The sequence below is a fragment of the Pseudobutyrivibrio sp. 49 genome (assembly GCF_900100545.1).
Lineage (GTDB): Bacteria > Bacillota > Clostridia > Lachnospirales > Lachnospiraceae > Pseudobutyrivibrio.
Window position 1 is genome coordinate 1 of the sequence record NZ_FNDP01000023.1, and the last position, 17,000, is coordinate 17,000.

At 38.7% G+C, this 17,000-nt stretch carries 17 protein-coding genes; 4 read left to right on the top strand and 13 right to left on the bottom strand.

The window, feature by feature from the left end; all coding sequences use genetic code 11:
- On the top strand, positions 1-229 hold a 229-nt coding region (locus BLP54_RS15985), incomplete at its 5' end, for a hypothetical protein (protein WP_207646785.1).
- Positions 230-605: 376 nt separating this feature from the next.
- Here the strand turns inward: BLP54_RS15985 and BLP54_RS13850 are convergent.
- On the bottom strand, positions 606-2,810 hold the full coding sequence (locus tag BLP54_RS13850) for an alpha-galactosidase (RefSeq protein ID WP_090170687.1): 2,205 nt from the start codon (positions 2,808-2,810) through the stop codon (positions 606-608).
- Between the two features lie 191 nt (positions 2,811-3,001).
- On the opposite strand from BLP54_RS13850, the gene BLP54_RS13855 reads away from it, so the two are divergent.
- A complete protein-coding gene (locus tag BLP54_RS13855; protein WP_090170690.1) occupies positions 3,002-3,835 on the top strand; it encodes an AraC family transcriptional regulator in 834 nt (277 codons plus the stop codon).
- 17 nt (positions 3,836-3,852) lie between these two features.
- Here BLP54_RS13855 and BLP54_RS13860 read toward each other — a convergent pair whose 3' ends face one another.
- The 3 genes from BLP54_RS13860 to efp all read right to left on the bottom strand — a co-directional run bounded on the left by BLP54_RS13860 (position 3,853) and on the right by efp (position 5,886).
- On the bottom strand, positions 3,853-5,001 hold the full coding sequence (locus BLP54_RS13860) for an FprA family A-type flavoprotein (protein WP_090170693.1): 1,149 nt from the start codon (positions 4,999-5,001) through the stop codon (positions 3,853-3,855).
- 93 nt (positions 5,002-5,094) lie between these two features.
- Complete coding sequence (locus tag BLP54_RS13865; protein ID WP_090170696.1) at positions 5,095-5,298, bottom strand: hypothetical protein; 204 nt, start codon at positions 5,296-5,298, stop codon at positions 5,095-5,097.
- A 30-nt stretch (positions 5,299-5,328) separates the two neighbouring features.
- Positions 5,329-5,886, bottom strand: coding sequence for an elongation factor P (gene efp / locus BLP54_RS13870; protein ID WP_015548742.1), 558 nt, complete (start codon positions 5,884-5,886; stop codon positions 5,329-5,331).
- A gap of 172 nt (positions 5,887-6,058) precedes the next feature.
- On the opposite strand from efp, the gene BLP54_RS13875 reads away from it, so the two are divergent.
- Positions 6,059-6,496 carry a CYTH domain-containing protein gene (locus BLP54_RS13875; protein WP_090170699.1) on the top strand — a complete coding sequence of 146 codons (438 nt, stop codon included), beginning with the start codon at positions 6,059-6,061 and terminating at the stop codon, positions 6,494-6,496.
- Between the two features lie 25 nt (positions 6,497-6,521).
- Here BLP54_RS13875 and BLP54_RS13880 read toward each other — a convergent pair whose 3' ends face one another.
- From BLP54_RS13880 to BLP54_RS13895, 4 genes are all read right to left on the bottom strand, one after another.
- A complete protein-coding gene (locus BLP54_RS13880; protein WP_090170701.1) occupies positions 6,522-7,538 on the bottom strand; it encodes a substrate-binding domain-containing protein in 1,017 nt (338 codons plus the stop codon).
- Complete coding sequence (locus BLP54_RS13885) at positions 7,528-9,549, bottom strand: methyl-accepting chemotaxis protein (protein ID WP_090170704.1); 2,022 nt, start codon at positions 9,547-9,549, stop codon at positions 7,528-7,530. Before BLP54_RS13885 ends, BLP54_RS13880 begins: the two co-directional genes overlap by 11 nt.
- Positions 9,550-9,662: 113 nt before the next feature.
- Complete coding sequence (locus BLP54_RS13890; RefSeq protein ID WP_090170710.1) at positions 9,663-9,911, bottom strand: hypothetical protein; 249 nt, start codon at positions 9,909-9,911, stop codon at positions 9,663-9,665.
- 19 nt (positions 9,912-9,930) lie between these two features.
- A complete protein-coding gene (locus BLP54_RS13895; protein WP_090170715.1) occupies positions 9,931-10,944 on the bottom strand; it encodes a phosphatidylinositol-specific phospholipase C domain-containing protein in 1,014 nt (337 codons plus the stop codon).
- Positions 10,945-11,069: 125 nt separating this feature from the next.
- Here BLP54_RS13895 and BLP54_RS13900 point away from each other — a divergent pair, with 125 nt between their 5' ends.
- Positions 11,070-11,330, top strand: a complete 261-nt coding sequence (locus tag BLP54_RS13900) for a hypothetical protein (RefSeq protein ID WP_090170718.1) — start codon at positions 11,070-11,072, stop codon at positions 11,328-11,330.
- Here BLP54_RS13900 and BLP54_RS13905 read toward each other — a convergent pair.
- From BLP54_RS13905 to typA, 5 genes are all read right to left on the bottom strand, one after another.
- Entirely contained in the window at positions 11,327-12,928 is a 1,602-nt protein-coding gene (locus BLP54_RS13905) for a GGDEF domain-containing protein (RefSeq protein WP_090170720.1), read from the bottom strand. The two genes, BLP54_RS13900 and BLP54_RS13905, sit on opposite strands and share 4 nt — an antisense overlap.
- 114 nt (positions 12,929-13,042) lie before the next feature.
- Positions 13,043-13,702, bottom strand: coding sequence for an alpha/beta fold hydrolase (locus BLP54_RS13910; RefSeq protein ID WP_090170723.1), 660 nt, complete (start codon positions 13,700-13,702; stop codon positions 13,043-13,045).
- 18 nt (positions 13,703-13,720) lie between these two features.
- Positions 13,721-14,482 (bottom strand): 4-hydroxy-tetrahydrodipicolinate reductase, encoded by a 762-nt coding sequence (dapB, locus tag BLP54_RS13915; RefSeq protein WP_090170726.1) that lies wholly within the window; start codon positions 14,480-14,482, stop codon positions 13,721-13,723.
- A gap of 101 nt (positions 14,483-14,583) precedes the next feature.
- Entirely contained in the window at positions 14,584-15,063 is a 480-nt protein-coding gene (locus BLP54_RS13920) for a cob(I)yrinic acid a,c-diamide adenosyltransferase (RefSeq protein WP_090170729.1), read from the bottom strand.
- Positions 15,064-15,071: 8 nt separating this feature from the next.
- Positions 15,072-16,904 carry a translational GTPase TypA gene (gene typA, locus BLP54_RS13925; RefSeq protein ID WP_090170732.1) on the bottom strand — a complete coding sequence of 611 codons (1,833 nt, stop codon included), beginning with the start codon at positions 16,902-16,904 and terminating at the stop codon, positions 15,072-15,074.
- Positions 16,905-17,000: the final 96 nt, after the last annotated feature.

Genomic DNA, 17,000 nt, shown 5'->3' on the forward strand with positions numbered 1-17,000 from the left:
AATTTTTAAGCTTCAAAACCAAGGCAAAGAATACTCTTTTGCACCTTGGTTTTTGAAGTTGTTTTCGATTTTGGAACAACTTCAATTTATACTTCTTTTTCTTTACGAAAAAGTGTATAGACAATTTTCAAATGAAGGATCATTTTCCTTTCCCATAACATCATCTGCTGACAAACCTTTGAAAATTGTCTATGCACTTTCGTATATGCGATATAAAATAAAGTGCTAATAATACCCCAAATAATTCGACTGATACTATACTGCTATCACTAAACAGCCTCATTTAATCTGAAGGTTGGAGCTTCAATTAATTTGACGAACAACACCACATTTACTCTGCTACTACAAATGTGATAGTTATTAGACTTCGTTGTTCCTTGCCAACTTATCTCTCGTAGCCTAGCCTTATATGTGATTTCTGTCCGTCGGACCGGAGATTTGCTTACAGCTTCCTTCAGATTCCACCTCACAATGGACACCCTTGCTGTTCGGCTATACACTTCCCACTATCTGGGCATGTTCGGGACTTTCACCCATTAGAGCGCGCCCATGGCGCGCAAACAAAGAAAGCAGATTTTGCAATATGCAAAACCTGCTTTCTAAGCTTACTCTGCTTCAAGTATAAACATACGAGATGTAAAATCCTTGTCGGCATGATACCATGGTTCGTCAGCACCCATTGTGCCAAGTCCACGTTCCATAAGGAAATCTCCGTATAATTTTTCCTTGTTATTAATATTGTAAATAAGGTTTTCGTCGAGACCCTGAAGCTTTATGGTCTCCATTCCGATGTTTGGAGTCTTGTGGGTCTTGTACATAACTACGACCGCCTTCTTCTTATCATCTGAAACAACCATCCAGCTTGCAATATTCTTCTCAAATGGAGACTGCAATCTGTAAAGTGTTCCGTACTGGAAAAGTCCTCTGTATTCCTTCATAAATACAATTTGGCGCTTAACTGCTTCGAATTCTTCCTCATCCACATCGTTAAGATCCAGCTCGTAGCCAAAGGTTCCGAAGCATGCAATATTTGCTCTGTCATCTACGTGCATGATACGTCCAGTCTGGTTGTTAGGTGATTTAGAAACGTGAGCACCCATAGATGCAATTGGATATCCGTAGCTTGTACCATACTGAATCTTCACACGCTCATGTCCATCTGTATCATCTGATGTCCATGCCTGTGGAGCATAATATAAAAGTCCAGCATCAAATCTACCACCGCCACTAGCGCATGACTCAAACAAGATGTGTGGGAAATCCTTAATGAGTCTCTCGTAAAGTGAGTATACTCCAAGGATATATTTGTGATAAACCATGCCTTGCTTTTCAGGCTCTATTCCTTGGCTAAAGCACTCTGTAATTGAGCGGTTCATATCCCACTTGATATAGCTAATATTTGCCTTTGAAATAACGTCGTAAAGCTGATGATAAATGTTGTCTACAACCTCTGGCTTTGAATAATCAAGTACCATCTGGTGACGACCAAGAGTTCTTCTGCGTTCTGGTGCAGCAAGTACCCAATCAGGATGTGCACGATATAAATCTGAATCTGGATTTACCATTTCTGGCTCAATCCAAAGACCAAAATCAAGACCAAGCTCGTTTACTTTTTTAGCAAGTCCTGTAATTCCATCTGGAAGCTTCTTCGTATTTACGAACCAATCTCCAAGTCCTGCATAATCATCATCACGCTTGCCAAACCATCCATCATCAAGTACAAAAAGCTCCACTCCAGCTTCCTGTCCCTTCTTGGCAATCTTAAGGATTTTCTCCTCATCAAATTCCATCTCTGTAGCTTCCCAGTTGTTGAGAAGAATTGGTCTTGGCTTGTTCTTGTATGGTGAACGAACTAGGTTGTTGTTCATAAATTTATGAATGTTCTGGCTTAAATCATTAAGACCTTCCTTGGTATATGAAATGATAACCTCAGGTGTATCAAACACTTCCCCTGAATTAAGAGGCCATACGAACCAGTTTGGATTTATACCCATTGTAAAACGAAGCTTACCAAAGTTATCCACCTCTGCTGCCGCTCTAAAGTTACCACTGTAGACAAGATTTACACCGATTGCTTCGCCCTGAAATTCATCTGTATTTTTACGCTTCAAAATTACAAATGGGTTGAAGTTGGCACTTGAATGTCCACGCATGCTTTCGATGGAAATAATGCCCTTTTCTACTGAGCGAACATGTGGATAACGCTCTCTTCCCCACGCTCCCTCAAACTGCATCCAGTCATACTCATAATCAGGCAAATCTAAGCAAACACTATAAGCCTTTGTAAGCTTAACTTCCTCAGAGCCAAGATTTCTAAAGCTTGTATGACGAGTGATGATATTGTAGTTTTCATAGATTGTGTAATAAAGAGTTACCTCTACATTTATCAATTCATCTTTGCAAACAATCTCAAGGGTTGTCGCTTCTGAATCCGTATTTACGTAGCTGGCTGGAAGACCAGGAATTGGTTTCTTGCCCTGATATATTTCATATCTATCATAAACAAGATTGGTTACTCTAGAGCCATTTGCCTGTCTGATTTCATATGCTGGTCCTCTGAAATCACCATTACCAAAAGCTGGATATTCAAGGCTTGCCAGCTCCTTAGTATAATTCTCATCATCTGTCACTGGGCAACAAAGAGGTCTGCCTGCGAGAGTCTGATAACCATATATAATCTGATTTTCATTTATCCTTTTTCCGAAGTAAAGCTGCCCGATTTCTCCATCGCGGCATTCGCCAATAACATAGCTCACCTTTGAATTATATAAATGAAATTGTTTTTCCTTTTCAAATACTTTAACTGCCATAATTCCTCCATTGAATCTCTATTTTTCATACGATAGAATGAATTATAGTATTTAATATAGTTTTTTAGGATGTTTTTGTTGACTAAACTGATGTCATTTTGTGACATATATGATATTTTATGAGTGAAACGAAATAAAATGTCATATGCCATCGCGGCGAGCGACATATAATCATTTGGGAGTTTTTTATTATGGAAATATCGGGAGTAGACAGGGTCAAATTCATTGACCTTACAAAGTCTAATGATTTTTACTTATTTGAAATCGGGGAATGTAAATGTAAACCTAGCTACAGCTACGGTCCTATCGTCAGAACCAGAACCATTTTTCACTATGTTGTTTCTGGTCGTGGACATTTTATTCTTAACGATAAAAGATATGACATCGAGCCTGGTCAGGGCTTTTTAATCCCTTCAAAAATAAAAGCATATTATGAAGCCGACCCTGATGATCCATGGGAATATGTATGGATTCATGTGGACGGTCCACGTACCATGGAGCTTTTTGCCAGCGCTGGCATCACTGAAGAATCTCCTGTTTTTATTCCAAATGGAGACTCTGGAAAGATTGTAGATATCATCCATGATATTTACGATCACAGCGACAGCGAGTGCTACTGCTATGCAAAGGTTTATGAGTTTTTTGATACCATTATTTTCATGTCAAAAAACCGTGTATTCCATGATGTAGACCCACGCCTGGCATATGTAAAAAGCGCGATCAACTTCATTCGCTTAAAATATTCTGAGCCTATCACAGTGGAAGATATTGCCGCTGCTTGCTGCCTTAATCGTAGCTACCTTACCAGATTGTTTAAGCATGCCACTGGCTACACTCCACAGGCTTACCTTGGTACCTACCGCATAAAAAAAGCTACTGAGCTTCTTTTGGAAAGTACCGAAAGTGTCAGTAGCATAGCATTGCTAGTTGGATATTCAGATAGCTTTACATTCTCAAAAGCCTTCAAACGCTTCAAAGATGTCTCACCTAGTGAATATAGAAAAAATCACGGAGTCGAAATCTGACCCCGTGATTTATTTTTTTATAAATTCTTAACTAGCTCGTCCATTACGGCTTCTGATGACGCATTTAGAGTAGACTTAATGGATACGACTGGTTCTACCAGCTCGAGATTCTTGCTGCCCTCTAAGATTGCTTTCATCTTGCCAGCAGCCTGAGGTGCCCAGGTACCGTTTTCTACGAAGGCTACCTTACGGTTCTGATAAGCCTTTGCTGTCAGGTGATGTAAGAAATCCTGCATTGGTGGGAATAAACCTCCATCATAGGTACAAGCACAGCAAACCATCTTGTCATAATAGAATGCTCGTGCTACAGCCTCTGACATACTGTCTCTTGTCAAATCAATAAACATAGTCTTCTTGCCAGCAGCCTCTAATTTTTCTTGAAGCTTAAGCGCAGCCTTCTTTGTATTGCCATGAATAGATGCACATGTAATTAACACACCCTCTTCCTCTGGCTTATAGCTGCTCCACTTGTCGTACAAATCAATATAGTACCCAAGATTTTCTGTAAGAATTGGACCATGAAGTGGGCAGATAGTCTTGATATCAAGTGTTGCTGCCTTTTTCAATAATGCCTGAACCTGCACTCCATACTTACCCACAATATTAAGATAATATCTACGAGCTTCATCAATCCAAGGCTCATCGCTATCAAGCGCTCCAAACTTTCCAAAGCCGTCTGCTGAGAAAAGAATCTTCTCTGTAGATTCATACTCTACCATTACCTCTGGCCAGTGAACCATAGGTGCAAATACAAATGTAAGCTCATGAGTACCAAGAGAAAGCTTATCTCCCTCAGCCACTACATGCTTTCTATTCTCAAAAAGAGCAGCTTCCATAAACTGTCCCATCATTGTAAATGTCTTAGCATTTCCAACAACTGTTGTGTCTGGATATTTCTCAAGAAATGCCTTGATAGAGCCAGCATGATCTGGCTCCATATGAGATACCACAAGATAGTCTGGCTTGCGACCAGCAAGCTCTCTATCCAAATTTCCAAGCCACTCATCTGTGACTCTTGGATCAGCTGTATCCATTACAGCCACCTTTTCATCTAATATTAAATATGAATTGTAGGATACCCCATTTGGTACTGAATACTGACTCTCGAATAAATCGATAGTCTTGTCATTGCAGCCGATGTATTTGATTGAATCTGAAATATACATGATTTACCCTCCTTATTATTTATCAATATCATACCAAATTTGTGTATAAAAAAGAACCTTGGAAAAATCCAAGGTTCTTAACATATCAATTATTTATTTTCCAGAGAGTCTTTCTACAATTTTATCAAGTGTCTCACGAGGTACTGTACCATCTCGATATAACTGATTAATTGTGCTTTCACTTCCAAGAAGAGCTGTGGCATCAAGCCATGTTCCCTTTTGAAATTCTTCATCAAATACAGCAAATATTTTTCTGTTTTGCAAAAGCTGTGAAAGCGGAAATTCTCTGTAATCCATAATAGTCCTAACTAAATAACTGTCTATATATTATACTCTTGAGAGGTACTCACCTGTTCTTGTGTCGATCTTAATTGTCTCGCCGTTCTCAACGAAAAGAGGAACGTATACAACTGCGCCTGTCTCAACAGTAGCTGGCTTTGTAGCACCTGTAGCTGTATCACCCTTGAAACCTGGCTCTGTATCTGTAATCTGAAGCTCTACGAACATAGGTGGCTCAACTGAGAAGATTGAACCATTGTGTGAAAGCATCTTAACAATCTCGTTTTCCTTAACGAACTTAAGAGCATCACCAATCTGATCTGCTGTAAGAGCAACCTGATCATATGTCTCAACATCCATGAAGTTGTAAAGCTCACCATCATTGTAAAGGTACTGCATATCCTTACGATCGATACGTGCAGCTGGGAACTTCTCTGTAGGACGGAAAGATGTTTCTGTAACACCGCCACCCTTGATATCCTTAAGCTTTGTACGAACGAAAGCTGCGCCCTTACCTGGCTTTACGTGCTGGAACTCGATAACCTGGTATACCTTGTTATCCATCTCGATAGTCATACCGTTTCTAAAATCACCGGCTGTAATCATTATAAAATCCTCCTTAACAGGTGCGAAACAACATCCTTTCGCACATTTAATACTAATTCAATTGGCATATAGCCACACTCGTATACAGTATTTTACCTCAGAAGTACAATAATTTCAAGACATTTATATATTTCGCACCTATGTTACTATGTCGTAAAAGGAGCGAAAAACTATGGAAATCGAAAGAAAATTTTTAATAAAAGAACTACCTGATTTATCAAAATATGAATACGTGGATATTGAACAGGGCTATCTTTGCACTCACCCCGTAGTTCGAATCAGAAAAAAGAATGATAAATATATTCTTACCTACAAGGGCAGTGGCCTTATGGCTCGTGAGGAAATTGAGGCTGAATTAACAAAGGAAGCCTATGAGCATCTTCGTGAGAAAATTGATGGGCATGCCATCACAAAGCGACGCTATCTCATTCCATTTGATCCATACACAATCGAGCTTGATGTATTCGAAGGTCATAAATCTGGCCTCATTATGGCTGAGGTAGAATTTCCTACCGTTGAAGAAGCAAACAGCTTTGTTCCTCCAGAATGGTTCGGCGAAGATGTCACTCAGGATAGAAGCTATCACAACTCTAATATGATTTACGATTAAAGAGAGCCCCGAGGGGCTCTCAAATTTATTTCATATAATCTTTTACATTACTAGCATCAACTCTTTCAAATGGAACCCAAATGTAAAATCCATCTTCTGATAAACCTTCTATTCCATCTGCTGTACCACCGCTTGCCAATGCTTTTGTTAACTGAATAGCCTTTTGAGCCTGGCCATCTGCTGACTGATAAACTGTAAACTGCATCTCGCCTTTTGCAATAGATTCGCATCCTGCAACAGTTGCATCTACACCTACTACAGGGTATTTATCCAAATCATAGCCAGCTTCTTTTAAAGCCTCTACAGCACCAAGTGCCATATCATCATTATTACAGAAAATAGCATCGAAGCTTTGATTTGTTTTCTGGAAAATATGGAACAAATCCTTTGCCTGTTCAGTGCTCCAATTTGCTGTATCATCGAACACAACATTAACCGCAACCCCTTGGCTTCTCAGCCAGTTCTTTACTGATACTGAACGAGCTACTGCTGCATTATGGGTAGCCTCGCCACGGAAAATAATAATGTTCATTGAGCTTGGCTTACCCAGCTTGTTGTAAACATACTCAGCCTGATATTCACCGGCATTCATCTCGTAACTACTAACTGCCATATATTTATTTGGCTTTAGGAACTGCTCATCAGGACAAGCATTAACGTAAATTATTGGTTTATCCCCAGCTGCAATTTCCAGCTGCAATGCAGTTGCTCTATCCACCGGCAAGCAGATGATGGCATCATATCCATCAGCTACTGCTTTTTGAATCTGCTCCACCTGATCATTTGTAGAAGCACAAGCTTCTCCAATTGTAAGATCTATACCTTCACTTGGGGCATATTCTGCAAGCTTATCCATCAGCATCTGCTTAAAGGTATCTGTACCAGGGCCAGAATAAATCGCCTTAATTCCTCCAGAACTACTAGAACTACCGGAATTACCTGAACCTCCCGAGTTTCCACAGCCTGTTAGAATCAATCCTAAGGACATTATAATTGTTAGAAGAAGTACCGTAAGGTTTCTACATTTTCTGCTAACCTTCATAATCACTTACCTCCTCATCAATCTTAAATTTCTGAACATAATCCGTAAGCTTCTGAGATGTATTTGCCAACTCGTGAGAATTGTCTGCTACATCCTGGCTGCTCTGGCTAATACTATTGGCCTGTTCAACCATATTCTGAGATGTTTCAAGAATTTCATCAGCACTAGCTGCCTGCTCCTCAGATATTGCAGCAACATTGTTTGCAACATCATCAACCTTCTGAATATTATCAAGCATCAATTCAATCAGTTCATTAGATTTTTCTATGTTAAGATAAATCTGATCAAAGGTTTCAAGTGCTGTACCAATTCTCTCTGAGTTTTGTTCAATTTCCTCTGCACTTGTCTGAGCCTGCTCTACAACACTGTCTATTGCTCTACCTACCTCATTGATAAGGTTCGAAATATTCTCGGCACTAGACGCAGAATTTTGAGCAAGCTTTCCGATTTCTGTTGCAACTACAGCAAATCCCTTACCTGCTTCACCAGCACGGGCCGCCTCAATAGACGCATTTAACGAAAGCAGATTTGTTTCGTCTGCAATATCCTTTATCAAACTAACAATCTTTGTAATCTCTTCAGATACTTTTCCAACCTCGTTGATTGATTCAACAAGCTGGTCATTACTACTCTTAATTCCTTCCATAGCAACGGAAAGCTGTTCCATATCAGCCTTACCCTTCTTACTGATTTCAACAGTTTCCTTCATGCTATCATTAGCTTCATTTGAATTATCTCTTGTGTCTGCTACTACCATAGCAAGAGTAGTTGCATTTTCAGCGATTTCATTAACAGCTATAGCCAGCTGATCTACTGTAGCATTCAGATTCTGCATAGCATCCGCCTGAGAACGAGATGCATCAAACATATCCTTTGATACCCTATCAGAGTTATCCGACTGCTCTTTTAATCTTTCAGATTCGTTATTAATTTCAGAAAGCATTCCTCGCATTGACTGAACGAACTCACTTACCTTGCGTCCCATAAGTCCAATTTCGTCATTGCTCTCCTGCTTAACCTTAATTGTAAAGTCTCCAGCAGACATATCTGAAATATGCTTTGTAATATTTCCTATAGGTGCGATTACTCTGCTTACAAGCACATTAATTAGAATGACAATGATAATAATAGCTACTACACCTATTATTGCCAAAAGCTGTATCAATTTATTTACGTCCTGCAAAATTACACTATTGCTTATATATGAAACAAGATACCATTCTGTTCCTGCAATATTTCTAAATGCTACCTGATAGCCTTCTATTTCGGTGGTTGTATAATCACGTTCAGCAAACTTTTTTGCTATACCTGCCATAAGCTTATCTGAATCATCTTCACCAAGAACTGTGAATATTCTAGAGGCATCTCTATGAGCCAATATAGTGCCATCAAAAGAATCAATAAGGAAGGAAGTTGCCTGATCCATTTTTACACCAGAATTAACGATGATACTAATTTGGTCAAGTGTAACATCAGCTGCAAAAACTTTAAGTTCGTCGCTTCCATCATTAAGAATACCTGATGCACTTATAACGGAATCACCATTTGCATTTTTATAAGCCCCACCATAATTTAGGCGCACTCTAGTAATGCCCTGCTTATACCACTCTTCATCCTTTGGATTAGAAACGGTCTTAGAGGACTCACTAGCTTTCATAAATTTTCCTGATTCGCTGGCAATATAAAATCCGTCAGTACAATAGGTGTTGTAGCCATAGAATGCATCCAAAAGAGACTGCAGAGCCTCATCGTCAGGCTTCTGAGTCTCAATAACCTGCTTGGCTGTTGAGAAATTCTCGAGATTTTTCTGTAACCAGGATTCGATATTATCGCCCTGGTTTGAGATAGAAGAATCAAGCTGAGCTGTCGCCATCTTTTTCAAACTCTGGCTAGAAATATAACCAGAAATAACAACCAGTAGTATCACCTGAAGCAATACTACTGGCATCAATAACGCAATCAGCTTATTCTTTATTTTTGCGTGCTTTTCTGAAGATTTTGTATTGGCCATGGTATTCTCCTTAACTAAGAAAAATGTATCCCTTACACACTACATTAAAATTATTTTAATACCACAGCCACATTATTTGTTGTTTTTCACCAAATCTTCATGCATATTTAACATTAACGTCTAAAACGTAATGTTTCGTATTTAGAACGTGTTCTAACACAGTTCTTTAAATCCTGAACTCTAGTCTCAATATCTCCATCCTCAACAACTACATCAATAGAAGATGCCATATTATCTATCAGGAGATTATCGAAATCCATAATAGGTGTTGCCACCAAAATCTTATATTTCTCCTCAAAATCATCTGTATCCAAAAACTCTAAGAGAATTGGATTGACTTCTCCATCATAATTTCTTTCCATAATTTATATTGCTCCTAACTTAAAAATTCGAATAATAAATATGTCTAGCCAAATCAGCTGTACCAAAATCTACGATAATAATACCATAGCTGGTCTCAGATTTAAGCTCATACTCCATAAGTAGAGTATTTAAGGCATTTGCATATCCCTTTGGATGTCCAAATTTACCATCGCCAGCAGTACTAACGAAATTTAGGAAAAAGGTAGTCTCGTCAGCCTCGCAATTTTCCAAACCATCTACCACTGACTCATATTTATCTTCTACAGAATATTTATATCTATCCTGCACCCAGAATCTGTAATCTGAGTTAACATAAAGCTCATATGGAATATCTGCAGGTACTCTATTATCCTGCTCCTCCCATATCATATTCAGACCAGTAACATCAGATGCAAGCTCATCATTAAATCTTGTAGCAAGGATAATTCGACCTCTGACATCACCGAGAGTAGGTATCTCATTTTCTGTGTACCAGTAATCCTTATTAGCTTTTACCTGCTCCAGTAATAGCTTCTGAATATCAGCTGTTGCGTAATCCTCATCCTCGATTTTTATATTTACAATAACAGTCTCACTTTCGTGATTCTGAAGGAATTTATATATATCTGCAACGACATCATCAAAATAAAGAAAATCTGAGAAAAGATTTCCATCTGTGTGACAGCTGGCAAAATTATGCACAAGCTTTAACTTATCTCCGTCCTCAGTCTCTTCGATGGCAACTCTGAAATCCAAATATCGATAACCATCTTCAAGCTGCTGTGCAATTGATGTCTCCTGACATCTCATAACATAGCCCAACGCAACATTCTGAGCGCCTGAGTTGTGAGCTCCTGGTATGGTAATCTGTGAAATATAGGTATCATCGGATATGTTCTCCATCCAGCTGGCAGTGTCCGAATATTCCTTCGTCATATCCACACTGAACTCCGAGGCAGTATCATCATCGCTGACAAACAGAATAACAAGAATACCCACGATGATTGCAATCATTACTCCACAAATAATTCTAAAAAGCCGTCCCTTATCCATAAGCACGTCCCCCGTATTTAGGCTTTAACATTATTCTATATAAATATATTACCATTCTTTAGTGACAAAGTCTTTCAAAATCGGTACTATTGAATAGAAATATATCTGATTTATGGAGGATAACTATGATAGATAGAGGCAGACTCTTATCTTTAGGATATTATAAAAAAGCTCCCTCTTTTACAGGGAGCGATAAAAATAAATGTTATAAAATTGAGCGCTTCCGCGAGGAAGATTCTGAGGTAGATATGTTCAAAGCCACAATCTGGCCTGGCCCATTCAGCTCAGAAAACACTCCTGAGGAATCCAAGCAATCCAAGCTTGCTCCTTTTACCGAAGACGGCTTACAGGAGCTGGTAGATTGGATGAACAGTCTGGATATCTAAACTGTCTTGGATGCTTTCTTATTTTCGTACATTGATTCGTCTGCGCGCTTCACAAGTGCGCGGAAGTCTTTGTCGAGCTCAGAGTCAAACATCGCAGCTCCGATGGCAACTCCAATTGAGTACTGGTACTTTCCTTCAAGATTCGCAGTATAAATCTTTGTCATAAAGAGCTTCTTTAATCGCTCCATATTAACTGCTTTGCTTGAAGGGATGATACAACAGAACTCATCTCCACCTGTACGGTAGCAAGTTCCATATCTTCCAAATACGCCGTTGAAAATTTCTGCCACAAGGGTAATATACTCATCACCAGCCTCGTGACCATAAGTATCATTACATGCTTTAAGACCATTGGCATCTGCAACAACAGCGATTATGCCATCAAGCTTTCTATCCGACTCAGCCTGACTTTCAAATGCATTTCTATTATAAAGGCCTGTCATACTATCTGTAAGAGCAAATATCTCAAGCTGTCTAGCACGACGTCCCTTTTCAATAAGTTCGTTAGTTCCTCGAATCAAATCCCATGCAAGGAGTAATACGAATATAAGAACCATGTAACGACCGAGTCTGTCAGCATCACCAATTATTCTGTAATAATTGATAACATCTACAACCATTGCAATAAGGAATAAAGATACACCGATAGTACAAATTATTACCTGACGTGAAAAATCACGGTGTAAAAGCTGTAGGATAATAGCACCTACAACATATGCCACGGCAACGGTTATCATAAGCTGTACAAACATCAGATTTTCTCTAAATTCTCGTATCTTAAGGAAATGCATAGATGTAACAGTAATAAATTCCACCATTGATGCCCAAAGAATTATTTTCTTTATAATCTTTCCGTTAATTCCTAAGTAAGAATCAAAGAAAAGAACAAATGGCGGAACTGAAAGCATTAAGCATATATAAGGAATTATCGAATCAAATATCCTATTTTCGGATACCAAAGTCCATGCAATAGTTTCATTTGTTGACCACACGCCAATAAACAACGAGAAATAACCAAGATAAATAAGGTCTTTTCCTAAATTAAGTCGCTTATTCATGAAAATATAGTATGCAAATAGTGTCAAACTAAAAATAACTATAAAGATACTGGCTATAAGCCTAGGAATAGAGTCACGAAGAAACTCAGAATATATCTGATACGTATTTCCTATGTAAAACTCAGGTACCTTTTCGCTAACAATATCATAAGCTGGAGTTAATATAACTGCCACATTTTGCATTTTCTCATTTATAGAAACAAAATTGTATTTAGCTCCTGGTGTAGAACCCCAAAAACCGCCAGTTTTTGTAAATGAGTAAATCTCATGCCCGGCATTATATACGGTAACTGACTGATGCGCGGTAAAAAACACCAAGCCAGAGTACTGACTATCATAGCTAGATAAATCGATAAAGTATTCCTTAGAGCCATCTTCTAAAAGCGCAACTTGATATGGCTCAATTCTAGAGGTAGACGTCTCATCTTTTTTTACATCTCTTGTCATCATGTAACAAATGATAAGACCCACTATCGCTATAACAAGCATCACATTATTCAATTTTCTATGAAAACTAAATAAATTCTTTCCTTGCTTCATAAAAAAACCAATCCAGACATTTTTCAAACATCATTACAAAAATAAATATTTTCATAAAAACTTCACGTTTTATAACGATTATACAATCTAAATGTTGGATTGGCAACTAAAATATTATCTAATAAAGTTATAGATATGTGGATATAATGTATCTTTTTCCACAATATAACTGCTATGATTTTCCCCAGAAAGGATTTTTAATACTGAATTGGGGATACTTTGAGCTATCTTTTCTGTTTCTTTTTGCTTCACGCAGTCATCTTCTCCAGCAAATATCATTGCTGGAACAGTTATATTCTTCAAATCCTCTGGATTTATATCAGGTTCCTGAAGCATCATCAAAGTTCTAGGATCATTATACTTTTTATAATCCTTCTTCATTTCCCTTAAATCTCTGTGATGAAGCCCTGCCGGACTAAGATTTGCACCGCAGCACACTATTCCGGATAACAACTCACTTGCCTGCATGGCAACCAATAAAGAAATAATACCGCCATCTGAATATCCAATGAGATATGGCTTTTCAATATCTAATCCTTTAATTAAGTTAATTACATCATTCGCCATATCACTATAATGATATTCCTTCGGCGTGGCACTCTCACCATGACCTCTTGAATCCATAGCATAAACGACATTGTATTTGCTGAGACGCTCTACCAATGGATCGAAGATATGATGATCTTCTCTATTTCCATGTATGAGAATAACCGGGGTGCCCTGATCCCCGGTCCTTTCATAGCATATGATTTGTGAGTTAAGTTGAATATACATATACGCCCTCGGCTATAATTATTTTTCTGCGATTACTTCTTTCATATCGTAAAGGCCAGCTGACTTACCAGCAAGGAACTTAGCAGCTTCTACTGCTCCCTTTGCAAATACACTCTTTGAATATGCTGTATGCTTGATTGTAATAACCTCATCAAGTCCTGCAAAGATTACCTCGTGCTCGCCTACAATATTTCCACCACGAACTGCAGAAATACCAATTTCATTCTTTGGTCTCTTCTCTCTTCTGTCAGCTCTGGCATAGCAATACTCATACTTTTCATCTAAAGCATCGTTGCAGGCATCTGCAAGAGCGAGTGCTGTTCCACTAGGTGCATCAAGCTTTTGATTGTGATGCTTCTCAACAATTTCAATATCAAAACCAGCATCAGCAAAAATCTGAGTAGCCTTCTTACATAAATCAAATAATGTATTTATTCCTAATGACATGTTAGCAGAGCGAAGGATAGCAACCTTTTTGCTAGCTGCATCTACATGTGCAAGCTGATTATCATCAAGTCCTGTAGTGCAAAGAACAACTGGCTTTCCAGTCTTCTCACAAACATCAAGCAAACCATCTACTGCAGCTGCTGTAGAGAAATCAATTACAACATCGTAATCTACATCAACCTCTTCAAGAGAATCGAATACAGGATAATCATTATCTATGCCTTTGAACTTATCTACTCCTGCAACAATAGTAGCCGCTGAATCATTCATGCATAAATCTGTGATAACTCTTCCCATGTGTCCGTTGCAACCGTGCATAACAATTTTTGTCATTATTCTTACCTCTTTTTCGTACATGCCAATAATATGTTTTATTTTATTATATAAAAGAACTGCCATAGAGACCATAAAAAGTCCATGGCAGTCCTATGAAATTACTTTTCAGGTTTAAGATTTAAAACACTGTCAGCAATTTCAAATATTCCTCTTGTTATATTTAATCCTGTCAAAATAACATTAGTCGAATATGAACGACCTTCCAAAGCGCATAAAATATCCTGCTCTGAAACGATTCCTTCATCAACTACACCAAGAATCTCATCAAGAATAACTAAATCACTTTCGCCTGTGCCGAGAACCTTTTTAGCATAATTAAGGCCATTTTGAATATTCAAAATCTCCTCCTGCTTCTGCTCATCTGTAAGATCAGAAAAGCTTTCCTTTGAGCGCTCAAATCTAAAAAGCTTAATCTCTGGCTCAAGCTTACTTAAATACTCAGTATTTGTCTCAGATTTAAGGAACTGGATAATTGTCGTGGTGCGCCCCTGAGATGCATTACGCACAGCAAGGCCTAGTGCTGCTGCCGACTTTCCCTGTCCTGTTCCATAATATACTTGAACAATTCCCTTTTCCATAAGTCTCCTTATTTCTTAAAGCTAGCTCTCTTTCTAAGTGTTGGATCAAGAATTCTCTTTCTAATTCTAAGAGATTCTGGAGTAACCTCCAAAAGCTCATCTACATCAATGAAATCAAGTGCCTGCTCAAGGCTAAGAACTCTTGGTGGAACAAGTGTAAGCGCCTCATCTGCTGAAGATGAACGAGTATTTGTAAGATGTTTTTTCTTACATACATTAAGCTCAACATCCTCTGCACGAGAGCACTGGCCAATAACCATACCAGAATAAACCTTCTCACCTGGTCCGATGAAAAGTGTACCACGGTCCTGTGCTGAGAAAAGTCCGTATGTAACTGACTCACCTGTCTCGAAGGCAATAAGACTTCCAAGCTTACGATAAGAAATATCGCCCTTGTAAAGCTCATAACCATCAAAAATTGTATTGATTATACCATTTCCCTTTGTATCTGTCATGAATTCTCCACGATATCCGATAAGACCACGTGAAGGAATCTTAAATTCGATACGAGTATATCCACCTGCGATAGGTGTCATGTTCTGAAGCTCACCCTTTCTCTGAGAAAGCTTCTCGATAACTGCTCCTGTAAACTCGTCTGGAACATCTACGTAAGCACGCTCCATTGGTTCGAGCTTGTGTCCCTTTTCATCTTCCTTATAAAGAACCTCAGCCTTTGATACAGCAAACTCAAAACCTTCGCGACGCATGTTCTCGATAAGAACTGAAAGGTGAAGCTCACCACGACCAGAAACTTTAAGTGAATCTGGTGAATCTGTATCCTCTACACGAAGTGAAACGTCGGTGTTAAGCTCCTTCATAAGACGCTCACGAATGTGACGTGAAGTAACGAACTTACCTTCCTGACCAGCAAGTGGGCTATCATTTACAATGAAGTTCATTGAAATAGTAGGCTCAGAAATCTTCTGGAATGGAATTGGATTTGGAGCGTCTGGTGCACAAATTGTATCTCCAATGTGAATATCTGAAATACCAGAAATAGCAACAATTGAACCAATCTGAGCCTCAGTAACGTCTACTTTATTAAGTCCATCATACTCAAAAAGCTTTGAGATACGAACCTTATTATTCTTGCTCTCATCGTGAGCATTAACTACGATAGCATCCTGGTTAACCTTGATCGAACCATTCTCTACCTTACCGATACCGATACGTCCAACGTACTCGTTGTAATCGATTGTAGAGATAAGTACCTGTGTAGGAGCCTCTGGGTCACCCTTTGGAGCTGGAATGTAATCTACGATAGTCTCAAAGAGGGCTGTCATATCCTTATGCTCTTCGTTAAGATCTCTGATAGCGAAACCTTCCTTAGCAGAAGCATAAATAAATGGACAATCAAGCTGCTCATCTGAAGCATCAAGATCCATGAAAAGCTCTAATACTTCATCGATAACCTCGTCTGGACGAGCCTCTGGTCTATCAATCTTATTGATACATACGATAACTGGTAAATCAAGATCAAGTGCCTTCATAAGAACGAACTTAGTCTGTGGCATTGCACCCTCAAATGCATCTACTACAAGTACAACACCGTTTACCATCTTAAGTACACGCTCTACCTCACCACCGAAATCAGCATGCCCTGGTGTATCGATGATGTTAATCTTTGTGTTCTTATAATATACTGCTGTGTTCTTTGAAAGAATAGTGATACCACGCTCACGCTCAATATCATTTGAGTCCATGACACGCTCAGCAACTTCCTGATTCTCTCTAAATACACCTGACTGCTTTAAAAGCTCATCTACAAGTGTAGTCTTACCATGATCAACGTGTGCGATGATGGCAATATTTCTAATATCTTCTCTACTCTGAATTGACATAAATTTCTCTTTTCTTAATTCTTACAATAAACTACATTGTAAAAACCTACCCCTAAATATCAAGCAGTTCCCAAAAATGAGAACTGCTTGATTTTA